The following is a 14,900-nucleotide window of genomic DNA, read 5'->3' on the forward strand; positions in this document are numbered from 1 at the left end:
CTCATCAGTATTTTCTCGGTCCGGCAAAGTGGCCGCGCTGGGCAGCCTCCACATCCGGCAGACGCTTCTTGCAGTATTCGAGGGCCGCGCGCAGTTCCTTCTCGACCGTGCTCACGGACAGGTCCATGCGCTCGGCAATCTCGCTGTTGAGCTGCCCGTCGACGCGAGCCGCCACGAGGATCTCGCGGCGCCGCGCCGGCATGCGCTCGAGCACCTGGCTGAGCGCCTGCACGTCACTGCGCGCGCCGGCGATGCGCTCGGGGTCGCTGGTTTCGTCCGCCAGGTGCACCAGTTCGTCGATCTCGCCGCGCGCGAGCAGCACATGGTCCTGGCGGTAGCGGTCGGTCGCAATGTTGGCAGCCATGCGCAGCAGGTAGGCATCGGCGTTGTTCACGGTGGCGGTGTCGCCCATGGCTGCCAGGCGCAGCCACGTTTCCTGCATCGCATCGGCCGCGTCGTCGCGCGAGCCGACGATGCGCTCGAGCTTTCCGCGCAGCTCGACGTAGCGCGCGACCATGCGCGCCCGCAGCGTGGACGAGACGCTCTCGCTCATGGCATGGCCGCATCGGTGCGGTAGGCGGCCGGCCCGCAATCGGCCTGCGCGCCCGGCCCTTCGGGCAACAGCAGCACGACCAGCGGCTGCGGCAGCGACGGCGGCGGCGCACTGCCGACGGACAGCGTGCGCACCTTGCGCTGCACCTCGGCATCGCGCGCGGGCTCGCCAGTCGTGCTGAGGAGGCGAAAGCTCTCCACCGCGCCGCGCGCGTCCAGGCGCAGCCGCAGCGCCAGGCGGTAGCTGCCCGGGCGCGTTTGCGCAGAACCACACAAGGTGCCGCGCAGGGCCTGCTGGACCTGGGCGGCGTACGACTGATGCAAGACTTCCCCTCCGTTGAACCCCGACTCCTCCATGCCCGCGGCTTCCGCCGCCGCCGGCTGCGCCGCCTCGCCTGCCAGGCGCAATGGCTGGATCACCACCGACGTCGCGTTGGCCAGGCGCGCCTGCAGGCCCGTGCCCGCCAGCATCAGTTCCATCGCCTCCCAAGGCGACAACTGCCCCTTCACCGCGTTCGACAGCCGCTGCGCATGCCGGCCGTCGATCAGCACATCCATCCGCGTCGCCGCGCTGTAGGCATCGATGGCATCGCCCAGGCGCTGGACCGGGATGTCGAAATCGATGCGCTCCGTGGGTGCCTGCAGCAACGCGGGCCCGGGTTGCGAATGCGCGGTGCCGGTGGCCAGGAGCACGGCGGCGCCTGCCAGGCACCAGGCCAGTGCCAGAACACTGACCGATGCCGAATTCGCTCTCATACCGGGTTGGCGCACATGTCCCTGGGTTGCCGCATCGGCCGGACGGCACTCGCGGCGCGTCTGGCGATCCGATCGAAGTTAGCCCCCGGAGGTGACGCTTGCATGACATTGCAAACCGCTTCGCGAGTGACGACGGGGCCGACAGCCCGAAGCCCCGGGGGCCGGGGCCGTGCCATGGCACAGCCCTTTTTCCCGGGGCGGGTCCGCAGCTGGTGGCGGCGGATGAACGGCCGGCCCACGCCGGCCGGCGAGGGTTGCCGATCAGTTCGCGAGCGGGCGGCCGATGCCGTTGCAGACGTTCACGTTGCCGATGCCCAGCGGGTGGTTCACGTTCAGGAACACGCTGGAGATCTGGGTCTTCCAGTTGTTCGTGCCGACCGTGCCGTCAGGCAGGTTCACGAAGTTGTGGGTGGTGATCGGCGTGTTGTAGGTCGTGCCCAGCAGGCCCGCCAGGAAGTTGCGGACCTTGGTCTGCACCGCGGCGTCCTTGTAGCACTGGTTCACCAGCAGGTTGGTGGTGCCGAAGATCGGATAGCTGGAACCCGCACCGGTTGCCGGGGTCGGCTTCGAGTAGGCCGGCACCCAGGCGAGCGGGTTGCTGGCTTGCGCGGCGCCACCCACCGGCAGGGACACGGCGGCCAGTGCGGTCTGGATCGACGAGGCCAGCGGCAGGTTGCCGTTGACGCGCGCGACGACTGCGTTGCTGCTGCCCGTGTAGGTGGCATCGGGGCTCAGGTAGCCCACGCGCGAGTCGGTGCCGGTGCCGATGAAGGCGTTCGACACGCCGCTGCTGCCGTTGGCGCCAACCCAGTGGGCCGGGATCGTGCCGCCGGTAACCGCGCCGGCCACCATGGTGCCGAAGTTGTTGGAGACGGCGAAGCCCGAGGTGGGACAAGCCGCAACCAGGTAGCGGCTCAGCAGTTCGGTGGTGCCGCTGTTGTCGGTGCGATAGACCACCTTCACCGTCGTGGCGTCGGTGGTGCCGCGCAGCTGCCCCCAGGTCTGGCCGCCCGTCTTGTTGCTGAAGACGGCGCACATCTGTGCGTCCGACAGGTTCAGGTCGCTGATGCCCGAGCGCTTGTAGGGAACCAGCACCGAGGTGGCCACCGCGGGGATCTGGATCATGCGACTCCAGGCGGCCGGGCCGGTCACGCCGGTGACGTGGGCGGTGTTGTACGCATCGCGCTCGGCGGCGCTCACGGCGGAATCGCTGCCTGCGAAGTGCACCGACTGCGTGGCGGTCCATGCCGGCGTGCCGGACACGGATTCGTTCTTGAACGCGGTGGCGTTGTTGCTGAAGAAAGCCGACTTGCCTGCGCCGCTGCCGGTGCCGGTGTAGCTGAAGTTGGTGAGGCCCACGCCGCTCGGCAGGATCTCGTCATAGAGGATCTCGGGCAGGGTCGCGCCACCGCCGACGGCGATCTGCGCGGAAGCGGCACCGGCTGCCGCGAGGGCCGCCATCGTCACGGCCGACAGTGCGACCTTCTTGAACATTGCATTCATGGAAACTCCTTTGAATGAACCAAATAAATGAACTGACTCGGACGCGGCGTTCGTCTTGACCGGCACGTCCTTTTTCTGCCTCTGTCACCCTTCTCGGCGACGTTTCGATCTTGCTTTTTGCAGGTGACAGGCGCCCGAAGGAAACTCGGGAACACGGCTGCGAAAACTCCCGAACTCGCGGCTGTTTTCGCGCGGCATGCTCCCGAACATTCAGCGCACCATCTGGTTGATTTCCATGATCGGCATGAGCACGGCGAGCACGATCACCATCACCACGCCTCCCATGCCGACGATCATCAAAGGCTCGAGCACGGTGGTCAGGCGCATCGCGCGGCGCTCCAGATCTCGGGAGAGGTTCTGCGCCGCACGCTCGAACATCGCGGCGAGCGCGCCGGTCTTCTCGCCGCTCGCGACCAGGTGCACGAGGTTCGAGGGAAAGATTCTTTGCGCTTTCAACGCAGCCGCGAGCGGCGTTCCTTCCTTCACTCGGCCCGTGGCTTCGAGCACGCAGCGCTTGATCCATTCGTTGCCGAGCGTCTGCCGCGCGGCTTCCAGCGCGCGCAGCAACGGCACGCCCGCGTCCATCAGGATCGAGAGCGTCGAGGCGAAGCGCGCCGTGTCCACGCCGAGCGCATAGCGGCCCACCATCGGCAGGCGCAGCACCATCGCATGCCAGCGCAAGCGCCTGCCCGCATCGCGCAGCGAGGCGCGCGCGAGCACCCAGGCGCCGACGAGGAGGCCCGCGGTGAGCCAACCCCATTCGCGCACGAAGGCGCTTGCGGCCAGCATCGCGCGCGTGATCGCGGGGAGTTCCTGCCGTGCCTGCGCGAACGCGCCGATGACCTGCGGCACCACATAGCCCAACAGAAACACCACGATGCACAGCGACACGAACCCGACGATGGCCGGATAGATGAACGCGGTGAGCACCTTGCTGCGCAGGTTGTCGCGGTTCTCCAGGTAGTCGGCCAGCCGTTCCATCACGCGCGCGAGGTCGCCCGAGTCTTCGCCCGCGCTCACGAGCGCGCGGTAGATCGATGGAAAGTCGCGCGGCCGCTCGCCGAGTGCGTCGGCCAGGCGCATGCCGGCGCGCACGCCATCGCACACCGCGCTCAATGCATCGGCCACATGCTTGCGCTCGGCCTGCTCGATGGTGGCGACGAGCGCGGCTTCGAGCGTGAGGCGCGCGCCCAGGAGGCTCGCGAGTTCGCGCGTGGCCCAGCACAGGTCGGATGCACCGAGCTTCGGGTTCAGCCACGCCAATGCGCCGCCGCCCGCAGCCTTCTCGCGGACGTCGAGCGGCGTCAGGCCGCGCTCGCGCAGTTGCGTGCGCACCGAGCGCGCGGACTCGCCTTCGGTGGTGCCGCGCTGGATTTCTCCGGCGCCGTTCGCGGCCTCGAATTCGAAACGGGCCATGCCGCGCCTCCTTCCTATGCGTCGCGCGTCACGCGCATGATTTCCTCGGCGGTTGTCACGCCCTCGCGCACCCAGCGCTGGCCGTCCTCGCGCATGGAGCGCATGCCGTGGCGCACGGCGGCGGCGCGCATCGCCTGCTCGTCGCCGCCTTCGTGGATGAGGCGGCGGATGTCCTCGTGCACCACGAACAATTCGTGGATGCCGGTGCGTCCCTTGAAGCCGGAGTTGCCGCAAGCAGGGCAACCCATCGGCACGTAGGCCACGCTGCCGTCGGGCTGCGCGCGCGGCGCCTTGCAGGCGGGGCAGAGGCGCCGCACCAGCCGCTGCGCGAGCACGCCCAGCAGCGACGACGACAACAGGAAGGGCTCGATGCCCATGTCGCTCATGCGCGTGACGGCTGAGACCGCATCGTTGGTGTGCAGCGAGGCCAGCACGCCGTGGCCGGTGAGCGAGGACTGCACCGCGATCTGCGCGGTCTCCAGGTCGCGGATCTCGCCGATCATGATGTTGTCGGGGTCTTGCCTGAGTGCCGCGCGCAAGGCGGCGCCGAAGGTCATGCCGATCTTGCTGTGCACCGGAATCTGGCCGATGCCGGGCAGGTCGTACTCCACCGGATCTTCCACGGTGAGGATGTTGCTGGTGCTCAAGTCGAGTTGGCCGAGCGCCGCATACAGCGTCGTGGTCTTGCCGCTGCCGGTGGGGCCGGTGACCAGCACGATGCCGTGCGGCTGGCGCACCAGCCGCGTGAGTTCGGCCAGCGTGTCGGGCGCCATGCCCAGGCGTTCGAGCTGCAGGCGGCCGGCATCTTTTTCGAGCAGCCGCAGCACCGCGCGTTCGCCGTGCGCCGTCGGCACGGTGGACACGCGCACGTCGATGGGCCGGCCGCCCACGCGCAGGGTGATGCGCCCGTCCTGCGGCAGGCGCTTCTCGGCGATGTCGAGCTGCGACATGATCTTGATGCGCGAGATGAGCGCCGCATGCAGCGCGCGCCGCGGCGCCACCACGTCGCGCAGCGTGCCGTCGACGCGAAAGCGCACCACCGAATGCGTCTCGAAGGATTCGAGGTGCACATCGCTCGCGCCGTCGCGCGCCGCCTGCGTGAGCAGCGCGTTGATCATGCGGATGACGGGCGCGTCGTCCTGCGCATCGAGCAGGTCGGTGACGGCGGGAATGTCCTGCATGAGGCGCGCGAGATCGACCTGCTGCTCCACCGCGCCGACCACCGAGGCGGCGTCGCCGGCCTCGGCGTAGCTGCCGGCGAGGAGGCCGTCCATCTCGGTTTCGCTGACCTGCTGGAGCGGCAGTTCGCTGAGCAGGCGGCGCGCCTCGACGATGGCCCAGCCTGGCGTGCGCGGGCACACCACGAGGCATCGTGCATCGACCTCCTCGCGCACGACGATGCGCTGGCTGCGTGCCCACGCATGCGGCAGCGCGGCCGCAACGCTCATGGCGTCACCACCAGCTCCGGCCGATAGCCCAGCTCGCGCAGCACCGCGATGGTGTTGTCTACCGCCTGCGGGTCGCGCGGCACGTCCGCCCGCACGAGGTTCCCCTCTCCGCCCGGTCCGCTCACGATGTACGCGCCGATGCCGCTGATGCGTACCCGCTTGACGATGCGCGCCGCGTCCTGCTCGGCGTTCACGTCGGCGATCTGCACGACGGTGCGCTTGTCGTTGGCGCCGCCATAGAGCACAGCGGGGTCGGAGTCCACCGTCACGCCGACGGGCAACTGCGAGCGCAGCACCGGCGGGGGCGGCGCGGCGGCCTCGGGGGCCTGGCGGACCTCGCTGGCCACAGCGGTCGGCGGCGGCGCCTTGTCGCGCGTCTGCTCCCAGTTCTGCGGACGCAGATCGACCTGCGGTGCGCGCCCTGCCCTCGGCACGTCAGAGGGCGGCAGTGCCGGGCCGCCGACGTCGGGCAGCAGGCCATGCGGCATCGACCGCGAGCGCCCCTGTTGCATGCGCATGAAGTTGTAGCGGTCGAGCGTGAGGCCGCGGCTCGCGTTCGCATCGCGGATCACGTAGGGCCGGAGGAACACCATCAGGTTGGTCTTCACGCGCTGGCGCTTGTCGTAGCGAAAGAGGTTGCCCACGACCGGCAACGCGCCCAGTCCCGGCACGGCCTCGGTGCCGTTGGTGACGCTGTCTTCCATCAGCCCGCCCAGCACCATGATCTGCCCGTCGTCCACCAGGATGCTGGTGTCCAGCGCGCGCTTGTTGGTGACGATGCCGGCCGCGCCCGAGCTCTGCTCGTCGATGCTCGACACCTCCTGGTAGATGTCGAGCTTGACCGTGCCGCCCTCGGAAATCTGCGGGCGGATGTTCAGCTTCAGACCGATGTCCTCGCGCTGGATCGTCTGGAACGGATTGCTGCTGCTGTTGCCATTGGTGATGTACTGCCCGCTCACGAACGGCACGGTCTTGCCCACCATGATGGAAGCCTGCTCGTTGTCCAGCGTGAGGATGTTGGGCGTCGAGAGGATGTTGGCGCCGTCCCTGGTCTGCAGCGCGCGGGCCAGCACCTTGAGGTTGAGGATCTCGCCCACGCCGGGCAGCTTGACGGTGCCGTCGATCACGCCGATGTTCAGGCCCCGCGGAATCACGTCGAGGGTGCTGGTCGCGGTCGCGGCGGTGTTGAGCTGTGCGCCGCCGAAGTTGGTGCCGCCGCGCACCTGGCCGTTGCGCCCGCCAGCCATCCACTGGATGCCCAGCTCGGAGGCGTCGCGCTCGGTCACCTCGACGATCAGGCTCTCGACCAGCACCTGCGCGCGCCGCTGGTCGAGCATGTCGATCACGCGGCGCAGGCTCCGGTACATCGGCTCGGGCGCCGCGATGATCAGCGTGTTGGTGGCGGCATCGGCCTGCACGGTGACGCCGTTGGCGGAGAAGGCGGTGGAGGTGTTGCCGCCCGCTGCGCCTGGCGTGGAACCGCCCGAACCGCCGCGCTGTATGCCGCCCGTCGTGCCGCGGTTCGTCGTGCCCGAAGTACCCGTCGCGCCTGCGGTGGAAGCCGTGCTGCCGTTCGCGCCCGTGGCACCTGCCCCTCCCGCGCCGCCGAGCATGCCGCCCGCACCCAGCGCCGCACGTACCGAGGTGTTGCCCGTTGCCGATGCATCCTGCGACTCGCCCGTCAACAGCCCGCGCAGCACATTGGCCAGCGGCACCGACTGCGCGTTGCGCAGGTACACCACGTACAGGTTGCCCGGGTCGCTCTGCGCGCTCTCGAGCTTGGCGATGAGTTCGCGCGCGAGCGCGGTGCGGCCAGGACTGCTCGAACGGATGATCACGCTGTTGGAGCGCGGATCGGCCAGCACGACGATGTCGCGCTTGCCCTTGTCGCCGGTGTTCTCCAGCAGTTCGCTCGCAAGGCCCGCAATGTCCACCGCGATGCCGTTGCGCAGCTTCACCACTTCGGAGTCGAGCGAGGTGGGCGTGTCGATGCTCTCGATGATGCGGGCCAGGCGCTCGAGGTTGTCGATGTAGTCGGTCACCACCAGCGTGTTGTTGGCCTGGTAGGCGGTGATGGTGTTCTCGGCCGCGATGAGCGGCTTGAGCACCGGCACCATCGCCTCGGCGTTCTCGTAGTTCAGGCGGAAGGTGCGGGTGGCGAGGCCGCCGCCGGGGTTGCGCGTGTTGACCGCGCCGCCCTGCAGCCTGGCATCGGCCACCGGCACGACGCGGCTCACGTCGCCCACGTCGACGATCGCGAAGCCGCGCATGCGCAGCGCGGTCGAGAGCATGCCGTAGGCCGTGGCCGCGGGCACCTCGCCTTCGGAGACCAGGGTGATCTGCCCCTTCACGCGCGGATCGAAGAGAAAGTTGCGCCCGAGGAATCGCGCCAGCGCCGAGACCACGGAGGTGATGTCGGCATCGACGAAGTTGAGCACCACCTTCTCGTCCCTGCCGCTCCTGGCGGCCTCGGGGCGGCCGGGCGGCGACGCGCTCGGGGCCGCACCGGCCGCGAGGCTCGCGCCGCCAGCCAGCGCCAGACAGCAGGCCACGGTCCATCGGCGCATCGCTGCGCCCTTCAGCTCTCGCATCACGGGCCATCCTTGTTGATTTGCGTGGACTGCAGGTCCACCGCGCCGCGCACCGGGCCTTGAGCCTCGGCACTGCCGTCCGCCCGCTCCAGGTCGGCGCGCACGACTTCGACGTCGCTGCGGGCGGACACCGCCAGCAGCCATGAAAAGACCTGGGCCGCGGGCGCAGGTCCGGTGAATTCGATGCGCCACGCTTTCGCGGGCAAGAGCCTGCCGCCCGTGGCGGCAGGCGCGTCGGCCACGACGTCGTGGATCTTGTAGAAGCCCTGCAGGCCGGCGCGGTCCAGTCCCGCCTGCAAGGGCTCGGCCGCTGCGCCGGGCCGCCCGTTCGCGGCGGGCACGCCGGCGAGGATGCCGTCGAGCTCGGCCGACTGGGCCTGCAGCTTCGGCAGGTCGCGGCGCCACTGGGCGATGGTGTCCAGCGCGGGGCGGGTCAATGCGAGCCACAGGAATGCGAGCGCCATCACGAGCGCGGCGATGCCCACGGCGAAGCGGTCGCGCGTGGGCAGTGCGCGCCAGCGCGTCGTGCCTTCGCGAATAAGTTGGCGCGTCGGGCTCAATAGGCGGGCCAGCGGCCGCAGGCGCTCTGCGGCGTTCATGGCGAGCCTTTCTGCGCGGTGCCTTCAATGGCCGGCGCGTCGCTGCCGACCTTCATGTGCAGCGTGGCCGCATCGCCTTCGACGGCGAGGCCCTGCTCGCGCGCCTGTACCTGCAGCGTGCGCAGCGCCTCGGCATCCGGCGCCGCGCCGTCGCGCCAGCGGATGTGCAGCGCGCCCTCGGCATAGCGCAGGCCCTGCACCTGCCCGGCCGGTGCCTGCGCGAGCAGGCGTGTTGCCGCGCGCGAGAGGCCTGCGTAGTCGTCCTTCGCCGCTTGCGGTGCGCCGGCCGCGAGCGCCTCTTTTTGCTGGCGCGCCTGCTGCACCGCGTTGACGACCACCGGCACATCGGGAAACGCGGCCTTGACCCGCGCGGCCATCTGCCGCTTCAGCGTCTGGCCTTGCGCGGCCAACTGGCTCGCGTAGACGTTCAGCCCGATCAGCCACACGGCTGCGGCGATGGCACCCCATGCGACAGCGGGCGCGGCCAGCGCGGCCACACCGGAGTTGCCGGCCTCGGAGCTGCCGACCGGCAATGACCAGCGCCAGCCTTCGCCGGTCCATTGCGCCGCCGCGTCCTGGCCATCGCGCTCGATCCATCGCACGGCGGGCAGCGCCGCATCGCCGCCGGCATGCGCCGCGATGCCCGCTTCGCGGTCCATGCCTTCCGGCAGCCAGTGCGTGAAGCCGTGCTCCCGCCCGGTGCGGACGACTAGCCATCGATCGATCTGGCACGCCGTCCAGCCTGCATTCGGAAGTGGCAGGAAGGCCGCTGGCAGATGCAGCTCGCGCACCGCGAGGCCATGCCGGAGCAGCAGTGCCGACCAGCCGTCCACCACATCGCGCCCGACCCATGCAGCGGGCACGGTGCCATCCGATGCGCGAACGCCGAAGCCCGTCACGAGCGTTTCGAGCGGGCGAAGCGCGCAAGGCTCGATGGCGCCCATCACCGCCGCACGCATGCGCCGGCCAGATAAAGGCGGCAGCGCGAAGCTGGCCGTCGGCACATCGCCGGGATGGAGGCACGCCTCGATGCGCTTCGCACGGAACCGCGCGGCAATCTCCTCCAGCGCCAGCGTGCTGCCGTCGCGCCATGTTCCGTCGGCGTCGCGCCAGCCGCACGCCACCGCATCGGGCGCACCGTCGTTCCGCCAGGGTGCGAGGCGCAGGCGCAGCAGGTCGACCTTCTTCACACGCCCTCCCGCAGCCACATCACGCGCGGCATCGAGGTCTTGTCGTCATGCAGCAGGGCCACCTGCACGAACTTCGTGCGCGCGGTGTCGAGCACGCTCGCCACGCGGAACCAGTTGCTGGTGATGCCCATGCGCAGCTCGTCGACGTTCAGCGCCGGCATCTGCAGGCGATTGGTGAAGTCGCCGCGATTGACAAACCACTGCCCGCGGTCGCGCGCGGCCAGCAAGGCGCGGGCGCGGTCGAGCGAGAGACCCGGCACGCCGGCGGCAATGAGCTCCGCGCCCGCGGTGTTCGCGTTGATCCAGGTGCGCTGCGGCAGCACGGTCACGAAAGGCGCGAGCCGCGCGAGCACGGCGCCATCCACGCCGGGAACGGACATCAGGTCTTCCAGCGCACGCGGCCTCGGCGCCTTGGGCATGGGCGGCAGCTCCGCCGGCAGGCCCAGCCGGGCGGCGGCCTTGGCGCTCTCGGCGCGGACATCGTCCGGCACGGCGCCCGGCGCCTGCGTCAGCGCATCGCCCAGGCTCAGGACAACGCGGCGCATGAGCGACTGCGCCTGCGGCGGCGACACGCCCACCACCGCGCACAGCCGCATGAACACCTCCGCCTCCGCGGGATCGACGCCCGTCGGGCCCACGAGGTTGCGCAGGTTGAACTTGGCCTGCTCGTCGGTGATTTCGCTCACGAGGCGCCCGCCCTCCGCGGCCACCTGCCCCGCGGCCGGCCGCGCGAAGGGGCGGTTCCACAGGCCATCGAGCCGGGTGGTCGGATCGCGCAGCGCTTCGGCGCGCAGCACGCGCTGCGCCTCGCCGATCTCGCCGCGCAGCAGCCAGCGCGCCTGCACGCGCGACTGGTCGCCCTGCGTGGTGCGGATGAAGGCCGACTGCCGGCCCAGCAGGCCCGCGGCCAGCGCGGCGATGACGGCGACGATCAAGAGCGCGCTGACCACGGCCATGCCGCGCTGGCGCGCATGGATCACCTGAACGGAGGAAAAGGCGCGGACGGGCTGGCCCGCCCTGATGCCCATCGGTGCGTGCACGGTCGTGGTCCGCGCGCTACCAGGAGCCGACGTCCGCGTTGGCTTTCTCTCCGCCGGGCTCGCCGTCGGCGCCCAGCGAGAACACATCGACCTCGCCGTGCGTGCCGGGGTTCAGGTACTGGTAGGCGTTGCCCCAGGGGTCCTGCGGCAGGCGCTCGAGGTAGGTGCGCCAGTTGGTCGGCACTTTGCCGGCAGTCGGCTTTTCCACCAGCGAGCGCAGGCCTTGCGTCGAGCTGGGATAGGCGCCGTTGTCGAGGCGGTAGAGCTTCAGCCCCTGCATGATCGCGGCCACGTCCTGCCGCGCCGCGGTGGCGCGCGCCTGGTCGGGGCGGTCCATGAGGCTGGGCACGATCAGCGCGGCGAGCACGCCGATGATGACCAGCACGACCATCAACTCGATGAGGGTGAAGCCGCGCGGTTGCACGGGGTGCCGGCTTGCGTTGCTGCGGGCGGAACGTGCGGCCATCTTTCACTCCCAGGACAAGGTACGTCGATTGCGGTCAAGCCACGGATCGTGGCAGGGGCGCATGTCAGTCCGATGGAAAATCCTCGGGAGTGGGCCTTCTCTCCTCTCTAGAGATAGCGCACCTCGGCCGGCACTTCGAACCAGTTGTTGTTGCGCCCGTCCATGTGGCGCACCGGCGCCGTCGAGAGTTCTTCCAGCGTCGCGTCGTCCAGGCAGGTCACGTTCACGCTCACGTAAGCGCCACCGATCTGCGGCACATCGCCGCGCCCGAACGACTTGATGCCGCAGGTCTTGCAGAAGAGGTGCTCGGCGCTGTGCGAGGCGAACTGGTAGCTCGCCAGGGCTTCTTCGCCCGAGAGCAGCGTGAACTCTTCGGGCTTGACGATGGCGCCCCAGCCGCGCGACTTCATGCAGATCGAACAATTGCATTTGCCGGTGCCCGCGGCGAGGTCGATGAGGGCCTGGAAGCGGACCTTGCCGCAGTGGCAGCTGCCGTTGTATGTCTTCTTCATGAGTGGTTCCTGGAATGGCTGAAGGGAAGCCCAAGGCTACGACCCATTGCGGACAGATCCTGTCCTCGATCCGAGGCATCATGCGGCCCATGCTGTCCGCTTCCGCACGCCTGATCCGCCTCCTTTCCCTCTTCCAGGCCCAACGCGCATGGACCGGCGCCGGGCTGGCCGAACGCCTCGAAATCACCGAGCGCACGCTGCGCCGCGATGTCGACCGGCTGCGCACCCTGGGCTACACGGTCGACTCGACCTCGGGCGTGGCCGGCGGCTACCGGCTCGGCGCGGGCGCCGCCCTGCCCCCGCTGCTGCTCGAAGACGAAGAAGCCATCGCGGTGGCGCTGGGCCTCGGCAACCCGAGCGATGGCAAGGGCGACATCGAGAACGCCTCGATGCGTGCCCTCGCCAAGCTGGAGCAGTTGATGCCGCCGCGCCTGCGCAAGCGGCTCGACAGCGTGCGCGCGGCGGTGGTGCCGCTCGCGCGCGGCAAGTCGGAGGTGCGGCTGAAGGCCGTCACGCTGTTTGCCGAAGCCTGCACCGACCGGGCGGCGCTGCGCTTCGACTACCGGGACCACCATGCCAAGGCAACCGCGCGCACGGTGGAGCCGCATCGGGTGGTGCAGTCGGGCCAGCGCTGGTACCTGCTGGCGTGGGACACGGCGCGCGAGGACTGGCGCACCTTTCGCCTCGACCGCATCGTGGCGCCCGTGCCGACCGGCGCGCGCTTCACGCCGCGCCGGCTGCCGCATGGCGACGTGGCGGCGTACATGGCGCAGGCGCTGCGTGTCTCGCCCTACCTGCACCACGCAAGCGTCGTGGTGCATGCGCCGGCCAAGGCGCTGGAGGCGCACCTGGGCTGGGTCGGCGGGGTGCCCGAAGCGATTGACGACGGCACGACACGGATCGCGACCGCGGCCAATTCGCTCGATGCGCTGGCCGTGTGGCTGGGCTGCCTCGGGCATGACTTCGAGGTGGAGTCGCCGCCGGCGCTGGCCGAGCACCTGGCGCTCGTCGCGGGGCGGCTCGGCAAGGCTGCGGCGCGCACCTCGTCCACGCCGCCCAGGCCACGCGAGCCGCGCGAACCGCAAAAGCCCACCGCCCGCCTCCCTCATCTATAGGATGGGCAAGCGCCGCGCCTGTCCGTAGGCTGGCGACTGTCGCAACCCTCCCAGGAACCCGCCCATGCGCCTCGCCCGCGGCCCCATGCCATGACGACCACGCAGGTCGCGCTGGTCGAGGACGACACCGGCGTGCGCGAGCGCATCGCGCGCGTCATCGGTGCCGACCCTTCGCTCGCGCTGGCCTACAGCGCCTCGAACGCCGTGGACATGCTGCGCTGGCTGGGCGAGAACCCGGTCGAGGTGCTGCTGGTGGACCTGGGCCTGCCCGACCTGCCCGGCCTGCAGGTGATTCGCCGCTGCCGAAGCATGCAGCCGGCCTGCGCGGTGATGGTGCTGTCGATCTTCGGCGACGAGGCCAACATGGTCCTGGCCTTCGAGGCCGGCGCGAGCGGCTATCTGCTCAAGGACGGCACCGAAGCCGACCTCGCCACCCACATCCGCAACCTGCGCGCGGGCGGCTCGCCGATGTCGCCGGTGATCGCGCGGCAGTTGCTGCGGCGCTGGCAGACCCGCGCCGATGCGTCCCAGCGCGCCCCGGCGAGCCCCGGCGCCAGTGCCGCCCGCTTCTCCACCGTGGCGCCCGAGCGCCTGTCGCCGCGCGAATCGGAGGTGCTCGGGCTGGTCTCTCGTGGTTTCACCTATGTCGAAGTCGGCGCGCAGATGGGAGTCTCGGCGTCGACGGTCCAATCCCATATCCGCAATATCTACGGCAAGCTGGATGTGCACAACAAATCGGAAGCTGTGTTCGAAGCCCGCAACCTGGGCTGGCTTCCCTGAGGCAATCCGGCGGGCCGGCCTGCGCTGGCCCGTGCTTGCCGCCGCAACGCTGTCGCTCCTGATCCTGGCCCCCGCGCTGCTCCTGCCGGCTTCCACCGGCCATGCGCGGTCGGTCGATGCCCGTTCGGTCGATGCCGCCGGCAGCCTGCCCGACGGCATGGACGTGCGCTCCGCCGAGGCCACGCTGGAGCCCGACGGCCTGCCGCCGCAGGTGCGCCGGGTTCAGTTGCCGTTTCGATGGGACCACGCGTTTCCCGGCCGAGGCGGCAAGGCGAGCTACCGCATCGAACTGCCGGCCGTGGCGGTGCCCGAAGGCGGGCCCGCCGCGCTGCTGCTCTCGGGCGTGGGCAACCAGGTGACGATCTCGCTCGATGGGGCCCTGCTCGCGAGCTTCGGCAGCCTCGGCAACCCCGGCTACGACGCGGCCAAAGGCTCGCAACTCGTGCCAGTCGCGGCAGCGCTGCACCGCCGCGACCAACCGCAGCAACTGGTGATCCGGACCACGCTGCAGCGCCAGCGCGGAGGCGGGCTCGCGAGCATCCGCTACGGCGCCGAGGCGCCGCTGGCCGCGCTCTACCGCACGCAGCAGAACTGGCGCAACAACTCGGCCATCGTGTATTCGGTGAGCCTGCTGCTGATGGGCGGGCTGGCCGGCGGGTTGTGGCTGCGCCAGCGCGATGCGCTCTACGGCTGCTTCGCGCTGGCCGCGCTCTCGGGCGTCACGCGCAACCTCGACCGCGTCTGGCCCGAAGTGCCGGTGCCATGGCCGCTCTGGGGCGCACTGGTGGCGGTCTGCTATGCCTGCCACATCGGGCTCATTGCGCGCTTCGTGCTGCTGGTGCTGGACCGCAACCCGCCCTGGCTGGTGCGCTCGATCTACGGGGCGCTGGCGCTGTCGGTCACGCTGGCCTGCGCTTCCTTCGCGCTCGCCC

13 protein-coding genes are annotated in these 14,900 nt (G+C 70.2%); 2 read left to right on the top strand and 11 right to left on the bottom strand.

The window, feature by feature from the left end:
- Nucleotides 1-4: 4 nt before the first annotated feature.
- The 11 genes from QF040_RS09390 to QF040_RS09440 form a co-directional block, all read right to left on the bottom strand.
- Complete coding sequence (locus QF040_RS09390; RefSeq protein ID WP_429610815.1) at nt 5-553, bottom strand: RNA polymerase sigma factor; 549 nt, start codon at nt 551-553, stop codon at nt 5-7.
- Nucleotides 550-1,308, bottom strand: coding sequence for an STN domain-containing protein (locus QF040_RS09395; RefSeq protein WP_429610816.1), 759 nt, complete (start codon nt 1,306-1,308; stop codon nt 550-552). Before QF040_RS09395 ends, QF040_RS09390 begins: the two co-directional genes overlap by 4 nt.
- Before the next feature lie 261 nt (nt 1,309-1,569).
- Nucleotides 1,570-2,811, bottom strand: coding sequence for a substrate-binding domain-containing protein (locus tag QF040_RS09400; protein ID WP_429610817.1), 1,242 nt, complete (start codon nt 2,809-2,811; stop codon nt 1,570-1,572).
- Between the two features lie 210 nt (nt 2,812-3,021).
- A complete protein-coding gene (gspF, locus tag QF040_RS09405; RefSeq protein ID WP_429610818.1) occupies nt 3,022-4,227 on the bottom strand; it encodes a type II secretion system inner membrane protein GspF in 1,206 nt (401 codons plus the stop codon).
- Nucleotides 4,228-4,241: 14 nt separating this feature from the next.
- Nucleotides 4,242-5,675 carry a type II secretion system ATPase GspE gene (gene gspE, locus QF040_RS09410; RefSeq protein WP_429610819.1) on the bottom strand — a complete coding sequence of 478 codons (1,434 nt, stop codon included), beginning with the start codon at nt 5,673-5,675 and terminating at the stop codon, nt 4,242-4,244.
- A complete protein-coding gene (gspD, locus tag QF040_RS09415; RefSeq protein WP_429610820.1) occupies nt 5,672-8,266 on the bottom strand; it encodes a type II secretion system secretin GspD in 2,595 nt (864 codons plus the stop codon). Before gspD ends, gspE begins: the two co-directional genes overlap by 4 nt.
- Nucleotides 8,266-8,865 (bottom strand): type II secretion system protein GspM, encoded by a 600-nt coding sequence (gene gspM, locus QF040_RS09420; protein ID WP_429610821.1) that lies wholly within the window; start codon nt 8,863-8,865, stop codon nt 8,266-8,268. The genes gspD and gspM overlap by 1 nt, the downstream gene beginning before the upstream one ends.
- On the bottom strand, nt 8,862-10,055 hold the full coding sequence (gene gspL / locus QF040_RS09425) for a type II secretion system protein GspL (protein WP_429610822.1): 1,194 nt from the start codon (nt 10,053-10,055) through the stop codon (nt 8,862-8,864). The genes gspM and gspL overlap by 4 nt, the downstream gene beginning before the upstream one ends.
- Nucleotides 10,052-11,095 (bottom strand): type II secretion system minor pseudopilin GspK, encoded by a 1,044-nt coding sequence (gspK, locus tag QF040_RS09430; RefSeq protein ID WP_429610823.1) that lies wholly within the window; start codon nt 11,093-11,095, stop codon nt 10,052-10,054. The genes gspL and gspK overlap by 4 nt, the downstream gene beginning before the upstream one ends.
- 16 nt (nt 11,096-11,111) lie before the next feature.
- Nucleotides 11,112-11,561 (bottom strand): type II secretion system major pseudopilin GspG, encoded by a 450-nt coding sequence (gspG, locus tag QF040_RS09435; RefSeq protein ID WP_429610824.1) that lies wholly within the window; start codon nt 11,559-11,561, stop codon nt 11,112-11,114.
- Between the two features lie 107 nt (nt 11,562-11,668).
- Nucleotides 11,669-12,073: a GFA family protein gene (locus QF040_RS09440; protein ID WP_429610825.1), complete on the bottom strand. Its 405-nt coding sequence runs from the start codon at nt 12,071-12,073 to the stop codon at nt 11,669-11,671.
- 89 nt (nt 12,074-12,162) lie between these two features.
- On the opposite strand from QF040_RS09440, the gene QF040_RS09445 reads away from it, so the two are divergent.
- Together QF040_RS09445 and QF040_RS09450 are read left to right on the top strand one after the other, a co-directional pair.
- The gene (locus QF040_RS09445; protein WP_429610826.1) at nt 12,163-13,188 is read left to right on the top strand and encodes a helix-turn-helix transcriptional regulator; all 1,026 of its coding nucleotides are present in this window, start codon (nt 12,163-12,165) and stop codon (nt 13,186-13,188) included.
- 90 nt (nt 13,189-13,278) lie between these two features.
- Complete coding sequence (locus QF040_RS09450) at nt 13,279-13,968, top strand: response regulator transcription factor (protein ID WP_429610827.1); 690 nt, start codon at nt 13,279-13,281, stop codon at nt 13,966-13,968.
- The last annotated feature ends 932 nt before the right edge of the window (nt 13,969-14,900 follow it).

Origin of the sequence: Variovorax sp. W2I14 (assembly GCF_050435205.1) — a bacterium.
GTDB lineage: Bacteria > Pseudomonadota > Gammaproteobacteria > Burkholderiales > Burkholderiaceae_C > Variovorax > Variovorax paradoxus_C.

Bases quoted from the DNA above. Each gene is read 5' to 3' on its own strand.
- QF040_RS09390 (WP_429610815.1), bottom strand. From the start codon at position 553: ATGAGCGAGAGCGTCTCGTCCACGCTGCGGGCGCGCATGGTCGCGCGC.
- QF040_RS09395 (WP_429610816.1), bottom strand. From the start codon at position 1,308: ATGAGAGCGAATTCGGCATCGGTCAGTGTTCTGGCACTGGCCTGGTGC.
- QF040_RS09400 (WP_429610817.1), bottom strand. From the start codon at position 2,811: ATGAATGCAATGTTCAAGAAGGTCGCACTGTCGGCCGTGACGATGGCG.
- gspF (WP_429610818.1), bottom strand. From the start codon at position 4,227: ATGGCCCGTTTCGAATTCGAGGCCGCGAACGGCGCCGGAGAAATCCAG.
- gspE (WP_429610819.1), bottom strand. From the start codon at position 5,675: ATGAGCGTTGCGGCCGCGCTGCCGCATGCGTGGGCACGCAGCCAGCGC.
- gspD (WP_429610820.1), bottom strand. From the start codon at position 8,266: ATGCGAGAGCTGAAGGGCGCAGCGATGCGCCGATGGACCGTGGCCTGC.
- gspM (WP_429610821.1), bottom strand. From the start codon at position 8,865: ATGAACGCCGCAGAGCGCCTGCGGCCGCTGGCCCGCCTATTGAGCCCG.
- gspG (WP_429610824.1), bottom strand. From the start codon at position 11,561: ATGGCCGCACGTTCCGCCCGCAGCAACGCAAGCCGGCACCCCGTGCAA.
- QF040_RS09440 (WP_429610825.1), bottom strand. From the start codon at position 12,073: ATGAAGAAGACATACAACGGCAGCTGCCACTGCGGCAAGGTCCGCTTC.
- QF040_RS09445 (WP_429610826.1), top strand. From the start codon at position 12,163: ATGCTGTCCGCTTCCGCACGCCTGATCCGCCTCCTTTCCCTCTTCCAG.
- QF040_RS09450 (WP_429610827.1), top strand. From the start codon at position 13,279: ATGACGACCACGCAGGTCGCGCTGGTCGAGGACGACACCGGCGTGCGC.